13 protein-coding genes are annotated in these 15,660 nt (G+C 48.3%); 2 read left to right on the top strand and 11 right to left on the bottom strand.

What is annotated here, in order from left to right; translation table 11 throughout:
- From ACEW8P_RS10360 to ACEW8P_RS10335, 6 genes are all read right to left on the bottom strand, one after another.
- Nucleotides 1–1,806: ArnT family glycosyltransferase (locus ACEW8P_RS10360; RefSeq protein WP_373513009.1), on the bottom strand; the 1,806-nt coding region annotated here is incomplete at its 3' end.
- 10 nt (nucleotides 1,807–1,816) lie between these two features.
- Nucleotides 1,817–2,893 carry a DegT/DnrJ/EryC1/StrS family aminotransferase gene (locus tag ACEW8P_RS10355; RefSeq protein WP_373513008.1) on the bottom strand — a complete coding sequence of 359 codons (1,077 nt, stop codon included), beginning with the start codon at nucleotides 2,891–2,893 and terminating at the stop codon, nucleotides 1,817–1,819.
- Nucleotides 2,886–4,145, bottom strand: coding sequence for an ABC transporter ATP-binding protein (locus tag ACEW8P_RS10350; RefSeq protein ID WP_373513007.1), 1,260 nt, complete (start codon nucleotides 4,143–4,145; stop codon nucleotides 2,886–2,888). The genes ACEW8P_RS10355 and ACEW8P_RS10350 overlap by 8 nt, the downstream gene beginning before the upstream one ends.
- 16 nt (nucleotides 4,146–4,161) lie before the next feature.
- Nucleotides 4,162–4,995 carry an ABC transporter permease gene (locus ACEW8P_RS10345; RefSeq protein ID WP_373513006.1) on the bottom strand — a complete coding sequence of 278 codons (834 nt, stop codon included), beginning with the start codon at nucleotides 4,993–4,995 and terminating at the stop codon, nucleotides 4,162–4,164.
- Nucleotides 4,996–5,001: 6 nt separating this feature from the next.
- Complete coding sequence (locus ACEW8P_RS10340) at nucleotides 5,002–6,093, bottom strand: hypothetical protein (RefSeq protein ID WP_373513005.1); 1,092 nt, start codon at nucleotides 6,091–6,093, stop codon at nucleotides 5,002–5,004.
- A 15-nt stretch (nucleotides 6,094–6,108) separates the two neighbouring features.
- Entirely contained in the window at nucleotides 6,109–8,679 is a 2,571-nt protein-coding gene (locus ACEW8P_RS10335) for an SLBB domain-containing protein (protein WP_373513004.1), read from the bottom strand.
- Between the two features lie 257 nt (nucleotides 8,680–8,936).
- On the opposite strand from ACEW8P_RS10335, the gene ACEW8P_RS10330 reads away from it, so the two are divergent.
- Both ACEW8P_RS10330 and pheA read left to right on the top strand, forming a co-directional pair.
- The gene (locus tag ACEW8P_RS10330; RefSeq protein ID WP_373513003.1) at nucleotides 8,937–10,805 is read left to right on the top strand and encodes a DNA topoisomerase IV subunit B; all 1,869 of its coding nucleotides are present in this window, start codon (nucleotides 8,937–8,939) and stop codon (nucleotides 10,803–10,805) included.
- 126 nt (nucleotides 10,806–10,931) lie between these two features.
- Nucleotides 10,932–12,005, top strand: a complete 1,074-nt coding sequence (gene pheA, locus ACEW8P_RS10325; protein WP_373513002.1) for a prephenate dehydratase — start codon at nucleotides 10,932–10,934, stop codon at nucleotides 12,003–12,005.
- Here the strand turns inward: pheA and ACEW8P_RS10320 are convergent.
- Genes ACEW8P_RS10320 through ACEW8P_RS10300 form a run of 5 tightly spaced genes read right to left on the bottom strand, consistent with a single transcriptional unit; the run spans nucleotide 12,000 to nucleotide 15,556 of the window.
- Nucleotides 12,000–12,929 carry a bifunctional riboflavin kinase/FAD synthetase gene (locus ACEW8P_RS10320; RefSeq protein ID WP_373513001.1) on the bottom strand — a complete coding sequence of 310 codons (930 nt, stop codon included), beginning with the start codon at nucleotides 12,927–12,929 and terminating at the stop codon, nucleotides 12,000–12,002. The two genes, pheA and ACEW8P_RS10320, sit on opposite strands and share 6 nt — an antisense overlap.
- Nucleotides 12,926–13,636 (bottom strand): tRNA pseudouridine(55) synthase TruB, encoded by a 711-nt coding sequence (gene truB / locus ACEW8P_RS10315; RefSeq protein ID WP_373513000.1) that lies wholly within the window; start codon nucleotides 13,634–13,636, stop codon nucleotides 12,926–12,928. Before truB ends, ACEW8P_RS10320 begins: the two co-directional genes overlap by 4 nt.
- Before the next feature lie 2 nt (nucleotides 13,637–13,638).
- Nucleotides 13,639–14,418: an undecaprenyl-diphosphate phosphatase gene (locus tag ACEW8P_RS10310; protein WP_373512999.1), complete on the bottom strand. Its 780-nt coding sequence runs from the start codon at nucleotides 14,416–14,418 to the stop codon at nucleotides 13,639–13,641.
- The gene (locus tag ACEW8P_RS10305) at nucleotides 14,415–14,630 is read right to left on the bottom strand and encodes a DUF3098 domain-containing protein (RefSeq protein WP_373512998.1); all 216 of its coding nucleotides are present in this window, start codon (nucleotides 14,628–14,630) and stop codon (nucleotides 14,415–14,417) included. Before ACEW8P_RS10305 ends, ACEW8P_RS10310 begins: the two co-directional genes overlap by 4 nt.
- Nucleotides 14,631–14,677: 47 nt before the next feature.
- A complete protein-coding gene (locus ACEW8P_RS10300) occupies nucleotides 14,678–15,556 on the bottom strand; it encodes a cell division protein FtsX (RefSeq protein ID WP_373512997.1) in 879 nt (292 codons plus the stop codon).
- Between the last annotated feature and the right edge of the window lie 104 nt (nucleotides 15,557–15,660).

The raw sequence follows: 15,660 nt of genomic DNA, 5'->3' as shown, positions 1-15,660 counted from the left end.
ATTGATCGTTCCGAGGGCTACCGTAGCGTCAGGTGGGACGAGCGAATCGAAACGTAGATAGGCGGGGTAAGTATCGGGCCGGGCGAAAGTTTGGAATTTTATGCGCTCGGTGGTAAACGCCGACTCATACCCATAGGCAGAAAGCGGAAGACTGCGAATATTTAAATAAACCGACATCACCGCAGATATACACGCTAAAAGCACGATCAGCCCGACGTACGACTTCCAGGCCCAACGCCGTGGTTTCAAAATTGATAGACGGTGGTTGGAGAAAAGCATAAGAAAGAATAATGAACCAAACAGACCGGTCTCAATAAAGTAGCGACCCTTAAATGGGTCATAAGGTGCTGAATAAGAGATGGCTATAAAGTGCAACACTACCGCTGAGGCCAAAAACCAGTGCGGCCGTGAGCGGAAAATTCGCAGGAAAGTCAAGAGAATAAGTGGAAGGAGTAGGGCGAAGCCGAATATTCCCCAATAGGGATTGGCGTTGTAGAACTCGAATCGCCGTTGAAAGCTGAATGGCACGATGGAAAAGTCAGTTTCTTCGTCCAGCCTCATCCCCAATTTATCTTCCAGCAACACAATAGGCTTTCGAATCTGAGTATTTAAATCGTAACCCCACTGCGCGTTTCGAATACCGTCGAGGTTGAAAAAATCGTAGGAGTATCGAACCAAATTACGGCTACCCTGTTCGGCCAAATTGCGCAAACTTCCCGCTCGCTCAACCGACTGATGTTTCAAAGCTGTGGGTGGACCGATGGGATGACCAAACACCTGAATATTTTTGAGATATCCCGTGGGCAGGGCGTAAATTGACACCGCCATTAAGATGGCAAATCCGAGTTTAAAAGTTCTTTGAAAGAAAATCTTGACGTCTGGAGCCAGAAAAACGGTATAAATCATGATGACAAACACCGAAGGCAGTAGCAGGACGAAGGTCACTTTATGGCCCAGCGTAATACCAAAAACCAATCCGGCTAAATAAAGGTACTTGTCGTGCCGCGTAACGTGGTAGCTGTACAAAAAATACAGTAAACAACTCAGGTAGGCAGTCAGGACGATGTCCGTTTCGGTAGTAATAGCCTGCATCAAAAAATCCAGAAACAAACTATACGCCAAAGCACAGAAAAAACTGGCCGACAAATTGCGGCCAATCCGCTGCGCGGTGCCGAAAATGGCTATAAGCGTGATCCAGTAGGCAGTGTGATGAATAAGTTTGAACGCATTCTCGATTTGGCCCGAGATCAGGTAGCTGTAAATCTGAATCGCTGTTACGCTTTTGGGGTAGGTGTCCATGTTCCAGTTGGTGCCCCCAAAATGCTCCATAGTACCGCGCTGAATGTAGCGCACGGCCCGATTGAGGTGGCCCGTCATACTATCCCATTCGTTGGGAACGGTAAATAGCACCAACAGCAAATTCGTGACCCCGATCACGAGCAGCGTCCCGATCATCAGCGTAAATAGCAGTTTTAGGTAGGGGGAGAGCTTACTAAACCAGGATTTGAAAGTAGCGGTGCGGTTTCGGAAAATACCTCTGATTGAAAAACGCTCAGTAGGGCCAATCAATCGCTGCCACAAAACAAAATGGATTGCCAGAACCAGAAAATTTCCGATAATCCAAGCGAAAGTCTGATCCGTTAAATCCAAAGCCGACAATACGAAGCCCGTAGGAATGACCGAACCTACAAATAGGACAAAGGAACACAACAACCACTCGGCTAGGGAAGAAGAGCTTAGCTGCTTGGCTACGTAACCGACACTTCCGACGAACAGCAAGAAGAAAATCCAATAGATGGGTTCCACGGCTGGTTGGTCAAAGGTTTTGGTTGATGATTTCGCTGATCGTTGCGATCTCTTCGGCAGGCTGTCCGAAGTATAGCGGCAAACTCAGCACCCGTGACGAAATATCTTCCGACACTGGACATGGGAAGTGTCGGGGTAGAAAGGTGAGTGTATTCAAGGAAGGGTAAAAGTACCTCCGGGGGGCGATTTGGTTTTCGAGCAGGGCCGCCTGGACCTTACGCATCATCTCATAAGACTCGAATACCACCGGGTAGTAAGCGTAGTTGTACTCGATTATCGGATCGATGGACGGCTTTGTCAGTTTTCCCCAATCCAACTGAGCGTCATACTGCTCAAAAACAGCCTTACGGGCAGCAATAATTTCGGGAACGTGGGGAAGATTGCACAATCCCATCGCAGCGTGAAACTCAGAGTTTTTACCATTGATGCCCGCGAAAAAGTACTCCTCATCGCCGCGGTGACCAAAAGCTCGCAGAAGATGGATTTTTTCGTGCAACTCGGGATGATTGGAAATCAGGGCACCGCCTTCAACGGTATGGAAAACCTTGGTAGCGTGGAAACTACATGTACTCAGATCCCCGTAGGAAAGCAACGACCGCCCTTGGTAGTTTACGCCAAAAGCGTGGGCCGCGTCATAAATCACTTTCAGCGAGTGCCGATCGGCGATTTCCTGAATTTTCTCCACGGCGCAGGGATTGCCATATACATGGGTAGCCATAATGGCCTGCGTGTCGGGCGTAATGGCTGCTTCTATGAGGTTTGGATCAATATTGAATGTGTGACGGTCGATATCCACAAACACAGGCGTACAGTTTTCCCACAAAATTGAATTAGTCGTAGCGACGTAAGAGAAGGGCGTTGTGATGACCTCTTTTGTGATATCCAGTACTTTAAGCGCGATTTGCAGTACGATAGTGCCGTTACCGCAAAAGTAGAGGTTCTCTACGCCTAAATAATCTTTTAGGCCTTTTTCGAGCTCTTGTAACAGTGGACCATTGTTGGTAAGCTGCACCCGATCCCAGATTTGATTGATGTACTTGATGTACTCCTCACGATCGGGCAGAAAAGACTTGGTAACATTAATCATTCACGACGGATTCAACCTGGTTGAGGGAAAAATTCAGTTGCGGACGAATATAGCCGGGCCATTTTCCGTACCAAGTAACACCCTCCCGATAATCCTCTACGTCGAAAGTCAGTGCTTCCTCCATATTATAAATCACGCTGCTCGTGTCCTTGACCACCATGATCGAGATCATGTAAGAGCCATCATTGAGGAAGTGGCCGGGTATTTCCAAGGACCCGGTGATCAAACCACGTGCGAAAGACTGCGATGGGGTACCAACATTAAAAATGCACTCACCCGTATAAGAATACAGGTGCAGGCTAAGGTTCAGCTGGGCATCTTCGACCATGTTCCAGAACTCAAACTGAATGTCCATAGAAGTCCTCACGTCAATGTGCATCAGACTGTCGAGGTAGTCGGGAACCAGCTTGAAACTCTTAACACGAATTTCATCGTTACCGGGCGCGGTATCAATGTCGTCCCACTGGCGTTCCAGTTTTTTTTGCGACACCCGACTCAGGTACGTAGTAACGATACGGGATGTTTCGCCCTGATCCAGCAATTTCCCTTTTTCAAAATAAAATGATTTATTGCAAAGTGCCTGAATGGCGGTAAGGTTATGGCTGACAAAAAGTAATGTTCGTCCGCTTTCGGAAACGTCGCGCATTTTGCCCAAGCACTTTTTCTGGAATTCAGCATCGCCGACAGCAAGTACCTCGTCGATGATCATGATCTCGGGTTCGAGGTGAGCGGCAATAGCAAAGCCCAGCCGGACGTACATGCCCGAAGAGTACCGCTTCACAGGCGTATCGAGAAATTTTTCTACCCCGGCAAAATCCACGATTGCGTCGAAAGATCTTTTTATCTCGCCCTTGTTCATGCCTAGAATGGCACCATTGAGGAAAATGTTCTCACGGCCTGTGAGCTCAGGATGAAACCCCGTACCTACTTCCAGTAAGCTCGCCACTCGTCCATCAATGGAAACTTGACCTGTAGTGGGATCTGTGATGCGACTCAGGATTTTGAGCAAAGTAGATTTTCCGGCCCCGTTATGGCCAACAATGCCTATGCGGTCACCCTGGTCGATCGTGAAGTTGACGTCTTGCAGCGCCCAGAACTCCTCCTTGCGCTCAGTGACGGAATCTTTGCTATTCTTATTGAATAACTGCTTAAAACCATCGGCCACCACATCCCGCAAACTCGAAGTCTTTCGGGTGCCCTGGTGATCGATGATATATTTTTTGCTGATATTTTCAGCTGTAATGACGTGCATAGACGATTGCTATGTATCAAATATAATCTACAAATGTGTTCTCCTTCTTGCGAAAGTACATAACGGAGAGAAACAATGCTATTATCGATACGATTAATGTAGAATAGAGGCTGTTAGGATCGAAATAGGAATTGCTACCCAGCAAACACCATTTGAAGCCATCGATGATTCCCACAGCGGGGTTCATGATGTAGTACTCGTAGTATTGTGGCAAGGAATCCCGAACGAGCCGCGTACTGTAGGCGATTGGGCAAGCGTACATGCCGACCTGCACGATGAAAGGTATTAGTTGACCGATGTCCCGAAATCGGACATTGATAACCGAAAAGAAAAGTCCGAAACCCAGCGCAGAAATAAAAGTGAGAACCAGAAAAAAAGGTAGAAAGACGATGTTGGCGCTGGGCAAATAGTTGTAGTAAATACTCAAACCGATGAACAGTACCAACGAAATGAGGAAGTCGATGAAGCCAACAGCCACTGCACTCAACGGCATAAGTAGCCGAGGGAAATAAACCTTCGACACCAGATTGGAATTCAAGACGATGCTGTTACTGACCTGACTGAACGCCCCTGAGAAGAAAGTCCAGATCGTCAGCCCGCCTAAGATCATAAGCGGGTAGGGGATATTTGGGTCGGGAGGCAGCTTAGCCACCTGACTGAACACTACTGCCATGACCAGCATGGTCATAAGCGGGCGCACGACGCTCCAGGCTATACCCAGCAGCGTCTGCTTGTAACGAACCGAAATGTCCCGTTTAGAAAGAATCCAGAGCAATTGTCGGTTTCGCCACAGATCCAGCCAATAGTCGGTTCCCGATCCTCCTGCCTTGATGATTGTACGGTAAGCCATAATATTTTAGAATCGATCGTCGGCCATGACTGAAGCATAGACGCCCTTGAAGTACACCGCAATAAAGGCCAGTACTAACCCGATCAAAAGGCCTATTTGTGCTCGCTTTCCTTCGTCAATTTTCATATCGAGTGGTTGTTTGACAGGTTCGATGATCGTAAACAACGGTGCTTCTTGTACCAACGAAACCTTCATCGCCTCTACGTTGCGACTGGCTTCAGCGTAGAGTTGGGTGATGAACTGGGAATTACGCTGCAATTTGGTAACCCGAGCTTGGCCTTCCGGTGCCACAATGTTAGCACTGTAGTTCATTTGGCGAGCCAAATTTCTCTCGGTGCCGTTCAGGATGCTCTCCAATGAATCGGCGCGACTCTGTAGTAATCTAAGTGTTTTCCGTGTTTTGGATGTTTGATTTTCGGTGTAGACCTCTTCAACCGTTTCCAGCATTGTTTTGGCCCAACGCTCGGCCAGCAATTCGCTCTTAAAGCGTACGGTTAGCATTAGAAAAGACGACTTACGGTCAGGTTCATACACAGCTGTCGCCACTTTAACCACGTCAACTACCGAATTGAGAGCCCTATGTTCGAAGTCGGAGAATCCGTCGGTGCTATCGCTTGTGAAATAAAAGCTCTCAAGCTTTGGTACGTCTTTCCATTCCTCATCTTTAATGCTGCTGGAATCGATAACAAAATTGGCCATCATCTTTTTCTGATCGCCTACCTGGACTTCCTTCATCAAGGCTCTTTCCAAGACGGGGCGTGAGTTGACAAAGTAGAGAAAGTTCTCGCCCGTATAGACATTGGCGTCTGGAGCGCCACCCAAACCGAACATCCCAGCCATTTGACCGAACTGCGAGTTGGGCGAACTACCCGCGCCGAGGTTGAACAATATACTAGCCTCATATTGAGCGGGCTTTTTGAGATAAACATCCAGAGCGTAGCCGATCCCGTAACCCATCAGACATAGGATTAGAATCAACTTCCAATTTCTGAGCAGGGCATCTTTGGCCGAAACTACCTTCATTACCACCGTTTTGGGTGATATCTGGTCTTCAGGCAGCCTTTCGGGATGCTGTTCTTGGATAATAGCTTGGGCCATTTTAAGCGCGTTGTGTTAACGGATATTGCGGAAGGCAAGTACCGATAGGATGAGTGTGAATAAAGTAGAGGTGACCGAAATGCCCTGCTGCAGGATTTGCTGAGGCGTCAAAGCCGTTTGCCCTTTCTCAGGAACATATATCTCCGAGCCCGGCTCAACTTTGGGATAGACGTTGAACATCAGGAATCGGCGGGTACGATCGACCGAGCCGTTGGGATACTTAATGTATGAGGACCGACGCAAAGAGCTTCTGGTGAAGCCACCCGATTGAGATATATAATCGAGAAAATTCATATCGTCGTTGTACTTGACGGTGGTGGGATAAAGTAGTTCTCCTTTTACCTGTACCGTTTCCAACCTCTTTGGTATCCGAATTATATCACCCTCCTGAATAATAATGTTTGCGTCAGATTCTGGATTTTTGAGAATCTGGTCAAGTTGAATTCCTACAAATTCCTGTCGGAATTGGCCGCCTGCCGACACGTTGAGCGTCCCCTTACGTACTTCAGAAGAAATCTGCCCCAGTGCATTCGCAGTTTGCTGCGACTCAAATTGAGATACCTCGGTAGTCCGAATCAAAGTGGCGCCTTTTACATAAGCGAGATCGGTCAAACCTCCTGCTCTTATTATCAGGTCCGATACTTTTTCGTTTTTGCTAATAATGCCATAGGAGCCGGGATTCAACACCTCACCTTCTACCCCTACATACTGCTGCTCCTGGTAGTTGGGCGACTTCCTGACGATCACCTCATCGAAGGGATACAAAACGAAGCGTGTGTCATTGCCATCTAGGCTAAGATCACGGCTTACATCAAAAGAAAAATGTTCCGAGATATCGGCATCAGCAGCTTTGGCGTCAGAATTGCGCACCCGCCGAAATACCTCCACCTGCGAGGCCTTGGCCGATTCCTTGAAGTTCCCAGCCATCAAAATGAGGTCTTCCAAAGTCATATTGGCCATATACGGTACGCGCATGCCGTTGACTCCCATATCCGCACTGTTAACTTCGCCCGAAATCTGTACATACGATGGCTCTACCTGGTCGAAGGTGGAAGGTATGACGATTCTGTCCAGACGGGTGAGTAGCAGATCCTCTGCCTCGCCATTCATAATGTCGCGCAGGTTGAGAGTAATGTTCTCTACCGATTGATCGTCACGCGTACGCATGACAGTGATACGGCCTGTAAAGGCATCTTCTCGTAGTCCCTGCGCGTTTTCCAGCAATGTCTTCAGAGTAGGGTTGCTATCGATCGAATACTCACCGGGGCGCATCACTGCGCCTTCCAGTACTATGATATTTTCAAAACGATCCAGCACGGCCTGCACTTCTATCACATCGCCGCTTACGAGCTCGAAGTTGTCGATTTCGCCGCCATTTACATCCAGAATCCGGCGTTCGCCCTTGTCGGAAATGCGTTTGATTTGGATCCTGGCGCGATAGGCGTTGTCGGTAAATCCGCCTGCGTATTGGATAATATCGCCCAACTTTTCGTTGCCTTTGGCTTCGAATAGTTTGGGACGCCTGACATTCCCGGTGACTTCAATTCGCTTTTTCACAAAACCCACATTGACGATATCGTTATCCTGTATCCGGATGGCCCCTTCGGAAGTACCGTTGAGCAGAATGTCGTAGATGTCAAAGGTAGAAACCACTTTGCCATTTCGGAGGACGCGCACTTCCCGGAAAGTACCAATTTCGTTAGGCCCGCCCGCAGAATATAGAGCATTGAAAGCCGATGAGAGGGAATTTAGCGTGTAGCTGCCGGGACGAATGACCTCCCCGGTCACAAAGACATTCACTGGCCGAATTTTGCCCAAAGTGAGCAGTAGCTTGGTTTGTGAAGCATTGCCCCCTGAACCTAACATACCCGGAACAAATTTGGAAAAACGGCCCATCAGTATTTTTTGAGCTTCCTGAATGGTTTTTCCGGCCAAATTTACCACACCTACCCGAAGGATATTCACATCCCCATCTCTATTTACCTCCAATTCCTGGTCGGGATACTGGGCGTACCCATAAATTGACACGGTTAGGTTATCGCCCGGAGCAATGGTATAGTCGCTCGGGGTACCAATGGACTGTTCGGGTATAGGAGAGAAATTTTCATTAGAAAACAATGAATAGCCAAAAATGCTCTCCCGCAGCTCCTGCCGGGCAATTTCAGCCTGGGATCTCGCTTGCCTCTTGAGATCGTTAGCCGTTTCTTCGGCGCTTTTGACAGCGTTCGCAGCGTCAGATTTTTGATTACCGGGCACCACCTCGCCCTGATCATTGGTGGTTGTGTTGGGTACTACCTGACCGTCAGGCCCGACCACATTTCCTTGAGCGTTGACCGGGGCATCAACTACCTGTCCGTTCGGAAGCGTCACTGGGCGGGTGTTGTTGTTGCCCTGCTGTGGTTGACCTTGAGCCGGAGTGTTGGGGCGGTTGCCCTGATTGCCCGCCGGAGTCGGTGAGGAAGTAGGCGCAGGCGCGCTGGGAGCGGGAGTTGTTCCCTGACCGAAGGCGGTAGTGGCTGCCAAAATTAACGCTAATGTGATATTCAGAATATTTTTCTGATACATTGCGAAAGTGTTCAAGTTCATGATGGGTAATTCTTGGTGGATAAGCCTAAGAAGCAGTGGCCTGATCTGGGTTCGATTAGATGGATGAAAAGTGAGCCGTCTTTTAAAAGTACAATACTGGTGCGTGTATTCGAAAGGGCAAAGTAAAGGAGATTTTTCCTTTTTATAAAGATTTTCTATTTTTTGGAAATTATCAGGCGTATTATCTTTGTTAACGCATCTGTATTCCTTATCATTATCCATTCTCAATTTATTAATATAAAAAGTCCACGCCCTCTATGGCAGAAAATAACGTAACCTACGACGAAAGCAGTATCCGATCGCTGGACTGGAAGGAACATATCCGTCTCCGTCCCGGCATGTACATCGGCAAACTTGGCGACGGTGCCTCGGTTGATGATGGCATCTATGTCCTGGTCAAAGAAATCATGGACAACTCCATTGATGAACACATGATGGGTAATGGCAAGTCCATCGAGATCAAGATATCGGAACACCGCGTGGAAGTCCGCGACTACGGCCGCGGTATCCCGCTCGGCGCAGTGATCGACTGTGTATCAAAAATAAACACCGGAGGTAAGTACGATTCAGGAGCTTTTCAAAAATCCGTTGGCCTGAATGGGGTAGGTACCAAGGCGGTCAACGCTTTGTCCAACTACTTCAGAGTACAGTCATATCGGGACGGGAAAACCAAATGGGCGGAATTTGAGGAAGGCGTTTTGCTTAGAGAATCTAAGGAGGAAACTACTTCACAGCGCAACGGTACCTTCATCGCTTTTGAGCCGGACGGCCAAGTGTTCAAGAACTTCAAGTACATCCCGCAGTACCTGGATAGCATGATCCGTAACTACTGTTACCTCAATGCGGGACTGGTAATTTCCTTCAATGGCCAAAAGTACTTTTCCCAAAACGGGTTACTCGATCTGCTCCGTGACAAGTCCGACCAGGAAGCAATTCGTTACCCGATTATTCACCTGAAAGGCGAGGACATCGAACTCGCCATGACGCACGGCAACCAGTATGGCGAGGAGTACTACTCTTTCGTAAATGGCCAGTACACTACTCAGGGTGGTACACACCTGAACGCTTTCAAAGAGTCGATTGTGAAGGTGATGAGGGAACACTTCGGTAAAGACTATGCTACTGAGGACGTGCGGAGTTCTATTGTGGCAGCGATTGCCATCCGGGTGCAAGAGCCTATTTTTGAGTCGCAGACCAAGACCAAACTAGGTTCCAACACGCTCTCGCCCAATCCCGACAGCCAGTCTGTGCGGTCTTTTATTAACGACTTCATAAAAGATCGCATCGACAACTACCTCCACATGCATCCCGAAACGCGCGATGCCATCAAAAAACGCATTGAGCAATCGGAAAAGGAGCGTAAAGAACTGGCGGGTATCAAGAAACTCGCCAACGAACGAGCCAAGAAGGCTAATCTGCACAACAAAAAACTTCGCGATTGCCGCCAACACCTCACCGACGCCAAGCTCGATGAGTTGCGATTCAGCACGACGCTCTTTATTACCGAGGGCGACTCGGCCAGTGGCTCCATTACTAAATCACGCGACGTACAGACCCAGGCCGTGTTCAGCCTGCGCGGTAAACCGCTCAACTGCTTTGGACTTACCAAGAAGGTAGTTTACGAAAACGAAGAGTTCAATCTTCTGCAACACGCCCTTGATATTGAGAACGGTATCGAGAACCTACGCTTCAACCGGATTGTGATCGCCACCGACGCCGACGTGGATGGGATGCACATCCGGCTGCTGATCATGACTTTTTTCCTTCAGTTCTTTCCTGATTTGGTTAGAAACGGTCATCTTTACATTTTAGAAACGCCACTTTTCCGGGTTAGGAATAAAAAGGAAACGATCTATTGCTATTCGGAGGAAGAAAAGCAAGCCGCCATTCAGAAATTGGGGGGCAAACCTGAAATAACTCGTTTCAAAGGCTTAGGCGAAATTTCGCCCGAAGAATTCGGGAAATTCATCGGCGAGGACATGATGCTCGAACCTATTATCCTGCAAAAAGAAACCTCGATCCAAAAACTCCTGACCTACTTTATGGGTAAAAACTCCCCCGATCGCCAACGCTTCATCATTGACAACTTGAAGGTGGAGAAGAATATGGAGGAGATGGCCGCTTAATAATGATGAGTGATGAGTGATGAATGGTCGGACCCGCGCTCGGGCTGGCGCACCAGAAGGTTGGTACGCTAGTGACTAGTGATAAATCACTCATCATTCATCGCTCATCATTCATCATTCAAAAACTTGGACCTGCAAGAACTAAGAAAACGCATTGACGCCCTCGACAATGAACTCCTCGCTTTGCTCAATGAGCGGATGGGGCACGTGAAGACAGTAGGTGAATTAAAACGCTCACAGAAGACAGTCATCTACCGGCCTGAGCGGGAAAAACAAATTCTGGATCGGCTAAGCAAGATCAATGACGGCTTACTATCTCGGTCAGCGATCGAGGCAATTTTTTTAGAGATATTTGCCGTATCCCGGAACCTGGAACTACCTGAGCGCATCGCATACCTTGGGCCGGAGGGTAGTTTTACCCACCAGGCGGCGGAAAGTCGTTTTGGTGGCATGAGTGAATACCTGGTGCTTCCCACGATTCACTCGATCTTCGATGCTGTAGAGACTGGACGCGCCCGCTTCGGCGTGGTGCCGCTGGAAAACAATCAGGAAGGTATGGTAGGGGAGACGGTGGATTTGTTACGCGAGAAAGAAATCCACATCGCCGCCGAAGTACTACTATCTATTCACTTCGGCTTTGCGTCGCAGAGTGACTCGCTTACGAATATTCGCCGAATTTATTCCAAGGACATCGCCTTCCGACAGTGCAGCACTTTTTTGCGGGAGTACTTTGAAGACAATCGCGTGGAGCTAATCCCGGTGGAATCTACCTCCAAGGCCGCCAAGCTCGCTTTCGCCGAACCGGAATCTGCGGCGATTTGCTCTCACATTGCCGCGAGACTCTACGGCGTCCCGGTACTTTTCGACAACATTGGTAACAGCGACCAGAACCGCACTCGCTTTCTGATTATTTCAAAAGATTTTCAAAATCAAAAAAGCCAGGCCGACAAAACTACCATCATCGCCAATCTGCCCAATACAAACAAGCCAGGGGTACTTTTCGATTTTCTAAAAGATTTCTACGACCGCGGCATCAATCTCACCAAAATTGAAAGCCGCCCGTTGAGGCAGGGTTCCTCATTTCGCTACTGGTTTTTCGTGGAGTTCGAGGGGCATTACGAAGATGAAAAGGTGCGGGAGATTTTGAAGAAATATGGTAGTTTGATGAAGGTACTTGGGAGCTATGTGCGGATCTCATAGTCTCATAGCCTTAATAGCCTTTTGCTTATCTTCCGCAAGTTGTGCGACTAACTCTTCCAGATTTCCGAATTTCATTTCGGGTCTCAGGTAAGCGAACAGTTCGACCACGAGCCTTTCGCCGTAAACATCCTGGTCAAAATCGAAAACGTTGACTTCAATGGTCCTGCTCGTGCCATCCACCGTCGGTCGGACGCCGATGTTGAGCATGCCGCGAAGTACCTCCCCCTGGTGCATGACCTTCACGGCATACACTCCATTGGCCGGAATTAGTTTGTAGTTTTCTTTAACATCAATATTAGCTGTCGGGTAGCCGAGCGTTCGGCCTAGTTGCTTTCCTTTCACAACTACACCTGAGAACTGGTAGGGCCGACCCAGCAGGTCGCTTGCTTCTTGCACGTCGCCGCGTAGTAAGGCGTTTCGGATACGGGTGGAACTGATAGCAAGTTCGTCGATGTCCTGCCGGGAAATTTCCTCTACCTCGAAGCCAAAGTCGGGGGCAACTTTTTGAAGAAACTCAAAACTACCTTCGCGATTACGGCCAAAGCGGTGGTCATAGCCAATGACGAAGCGTTTGGTGCCGATTCGATCCACCAAAACCTGCTGGATAAATTCCGTAGGGCTCAGTTCCGAGAAGGCGCGAGTAAAGGGTGAAATGATGAGGTGATCAATCTCCAGTTCGCGGAAAAGTTCAGTTTTCTCCTCGATCGTAGAGAGCAGTTGCAACCCGTGGCTATCTTCCGAAACGACCATGCGTGGGTGCGGCCAAAAGGTCAGCACCACCGTTTCGCCTCGCCGCTGGGCAGCCGCTTCCGAAAGGCGGCTCAGAATTTTGCGGTGTCCCTGATGCACGCCGTCGAAAGTACCGCTCGTGACGACGGCATTGGGCAGGGGTTCAAAAGATTCCAACGTGTGGTAAACCTTCATGGCGTGTGATCCAAACCGAGTTCGGCCCTTTTTTTCTGGATAAAATCTTCCAATTGGTGGGCATCGTCTACCCGATAGGTACCGATGCGGGTGCGCCGCAGAGTAGAAAGGTAGGCGCCACTATTCAACAATTTTCCGAAATCCCGCACTAAACTACGTACGTAAGTACCTTTGGTACAAACTATTCTAAAATAAATTTCGGGAAAATTGGCAGTAGTTATTTCAAAAAGCGACACCGTCACTTCGCGTGGCTTTATCTCCACCGACTCGCCGCGACGGGCTTTTTTATACAATCGCTCACCGTCCACGCGGATCGCTGAGTAGATGGGTGGTTGTTGCTGCAAAGTACCTGTGAGTTGCCGGGCGGCGTCCGACAAAGCCTCTTCAGTGATGTGATCAGTGAGAAACTCCTGATCGAAATCGGTTTCTAGATCCACCGAGGGGGTAGTTTTACCCAGTACCAAGGTGCCCTCGTATTCCTTTTCCTGAGCCTGGTAGGAGTCGATTTGCTTGGTCATGCGGCCCGTACAGAGGATCAGCAAACCCGTGGCCAACGGATCAAGAGTACCCGCGTGGCCGATTTTCTTGAACTTACAGCCCCACTTCAATTTTTTGACTACATCGAACGAAGTCCAGGTCAGCGGCTTGTCGATCAGGATCATTTCGCCGGGGTCGGGTACTTCGGGGTTCTGTGGGGTTTGGTCCATGCCTAGACTATGTCCAGATCATACCCCATGGCTATGAGAACCAACAAAATGATTCCCAGTATGATGCGGTAGTATCCGAATACCTTAAAGCCGTATTTGGTCAAAAAATTAATAAAAAACTTTATTGCCGCCATCGCGACGACGAACGCCACGGCATTTCCCAAAAGAAGAATTTTAATATCCGCAGGCTGGATGATTTCGTAGGTTTTCAGAAACTTATAACCCGCCGCTGCGGCCATAGTCGGTACGGCGAGGAAAAAGGAGAACTCGGCTGATTGTTTGCGAGTCAGCCCCTGAAACATCCCGCCGATGATTGTTGCCGCCGAGCGCGACACACCGGGAATCATGGCAATACATTGGTAGAAACCAATTTTCAGGGCTTCGGGGTAGGTGATCTCCCGATCTTTGGGATGATCTTGAGCAATCTTGTCAATAAACACCAGCACGATACCACCAACCAAAAGCATAATAGCCACAACCACAACATTTTCCAGCAGTGCGTCGATGTAGTCATTCAAAAGGAGGCCAATGACGGCGGCAGGAAGAAAGGCTACGAAAAGCTTATAATAAAAGTCGGTGGTTTGTAGAAAACGTCGGGTATATAGCACAATCACCGACAGAATTGCCCCGAATTGAATGTTCACAGTGAACATTTTAACGAATTCTGAATGGCTGATTCCCATCACAGAAGAGGCAATGATCATGTGACCCGTGGAAGAAATGGGCAAAAACTCAGTGATGCCCTCAATAATGGCTAAAATGATAGCCTGCCAAATGGTCATTGATTTGCCGGTTTACGCAGAATAGCCCAAAACTCAAATATGAATCCCGCTACTGTGATGACTGGTCCGACGGTCAGTCCCAGAACCCCGAAGCCGAATTCCTCATTGTCAAGGCTCATTACGATAAAACCAAGTAAGATAACGGCCAAACCAATAAGCATAAAACGGTAATTGGTTGCCCGAAAGGGAAGGTGGTCTTTGTTAGGAGTCATGATTTTTAGTTGATGTGTCAAAGAGTTTAATTTTAGCCGACAGCGATTTAGTACAGGTCATCCAATGACATTTTCAAGTATCGGTGAAGGGATTGGGTGGTACTTACTACACCGATGAGGATGCCGAGAACGACAAGCATCACCAAAACGACAGCTAGTTTGTCATATTCTTGCAATAGTGCCATGCCTTCGACGTTTCGAACGGCAACTTGCTCTAAGACAACCAAAAAGAAGGACGCAATAAGGGCACTCACTATCCCTTGCGTGGCGCCACGCATCAGAAAGGGCCGCTGGATGAAGCCATTTGTAGCACCGACCAACTGCATGCTCCTTATTAGGAAACGCTGCGAATAGATGGCAAGTTTTATGGTGTTGTTTATCAATAAAACGATGATAATCAGCATAACCAGGGCAAATGAGGCCAAGACGATGTACAGTTTGGTGATGTTCTTGTTGATCGCGTCGGCCAGGTTTTCTTGATACACTACCTCATACACTCCTTCTATTTTTTCTAAATCGGTTTGGATGGCCTTGAGTTTGGCTTCCTCAAAATATTCCTCCCGAACTTTCACGCGGTAACTATCACGCAAAGGGTTCTCACCTAAGAAAGTGGTAAAATCCTCCTTTGTCCCTTCCATGAAATCCTCGGCGGCCTGCTCTTTAGAGACAAAAGTAATGTCCATACTGTCGCTAAGCACTTGTACATAGGGTTTTTGGCTAACTTCTTGGAGAATAGAATCTCGGCCCGCTACGGATGTGCTTTTGTCGACAAAAACGCTGACGTCGATGTTTTCCCGGATGATCGAAACGAGTTTCTTTGATTGAATCACAAGCATAGCGCAGAATCCGATTAGGAATAATGCCGCCGTCAGGCTAATGATAATCATGGTGTTGGGATAACTCCCGATTTTTTTCTTTTTGGCCATTGGTGCAATTCCCGGTGGGCGACTGCTCGCAAAACTACTGATTAATATCCGTCGGCGTGGCGGAGTAAGGGGGACTTAACGATTTTTAACGAAAAGATGGAAGC

It is taken from the genome of Persicitalea sp., assembly GCF_041751555.1.
Taxonomy (GTDB): Bacteria; Bacteroidota; Bacteroidia; order Cytophagales; family Spirosomataceae; genus Persicitalea.
Note: the sequence above shows the minus strand (reverse complement) of the source record. Positions and strands in the feature narration are given on the sequence as shown.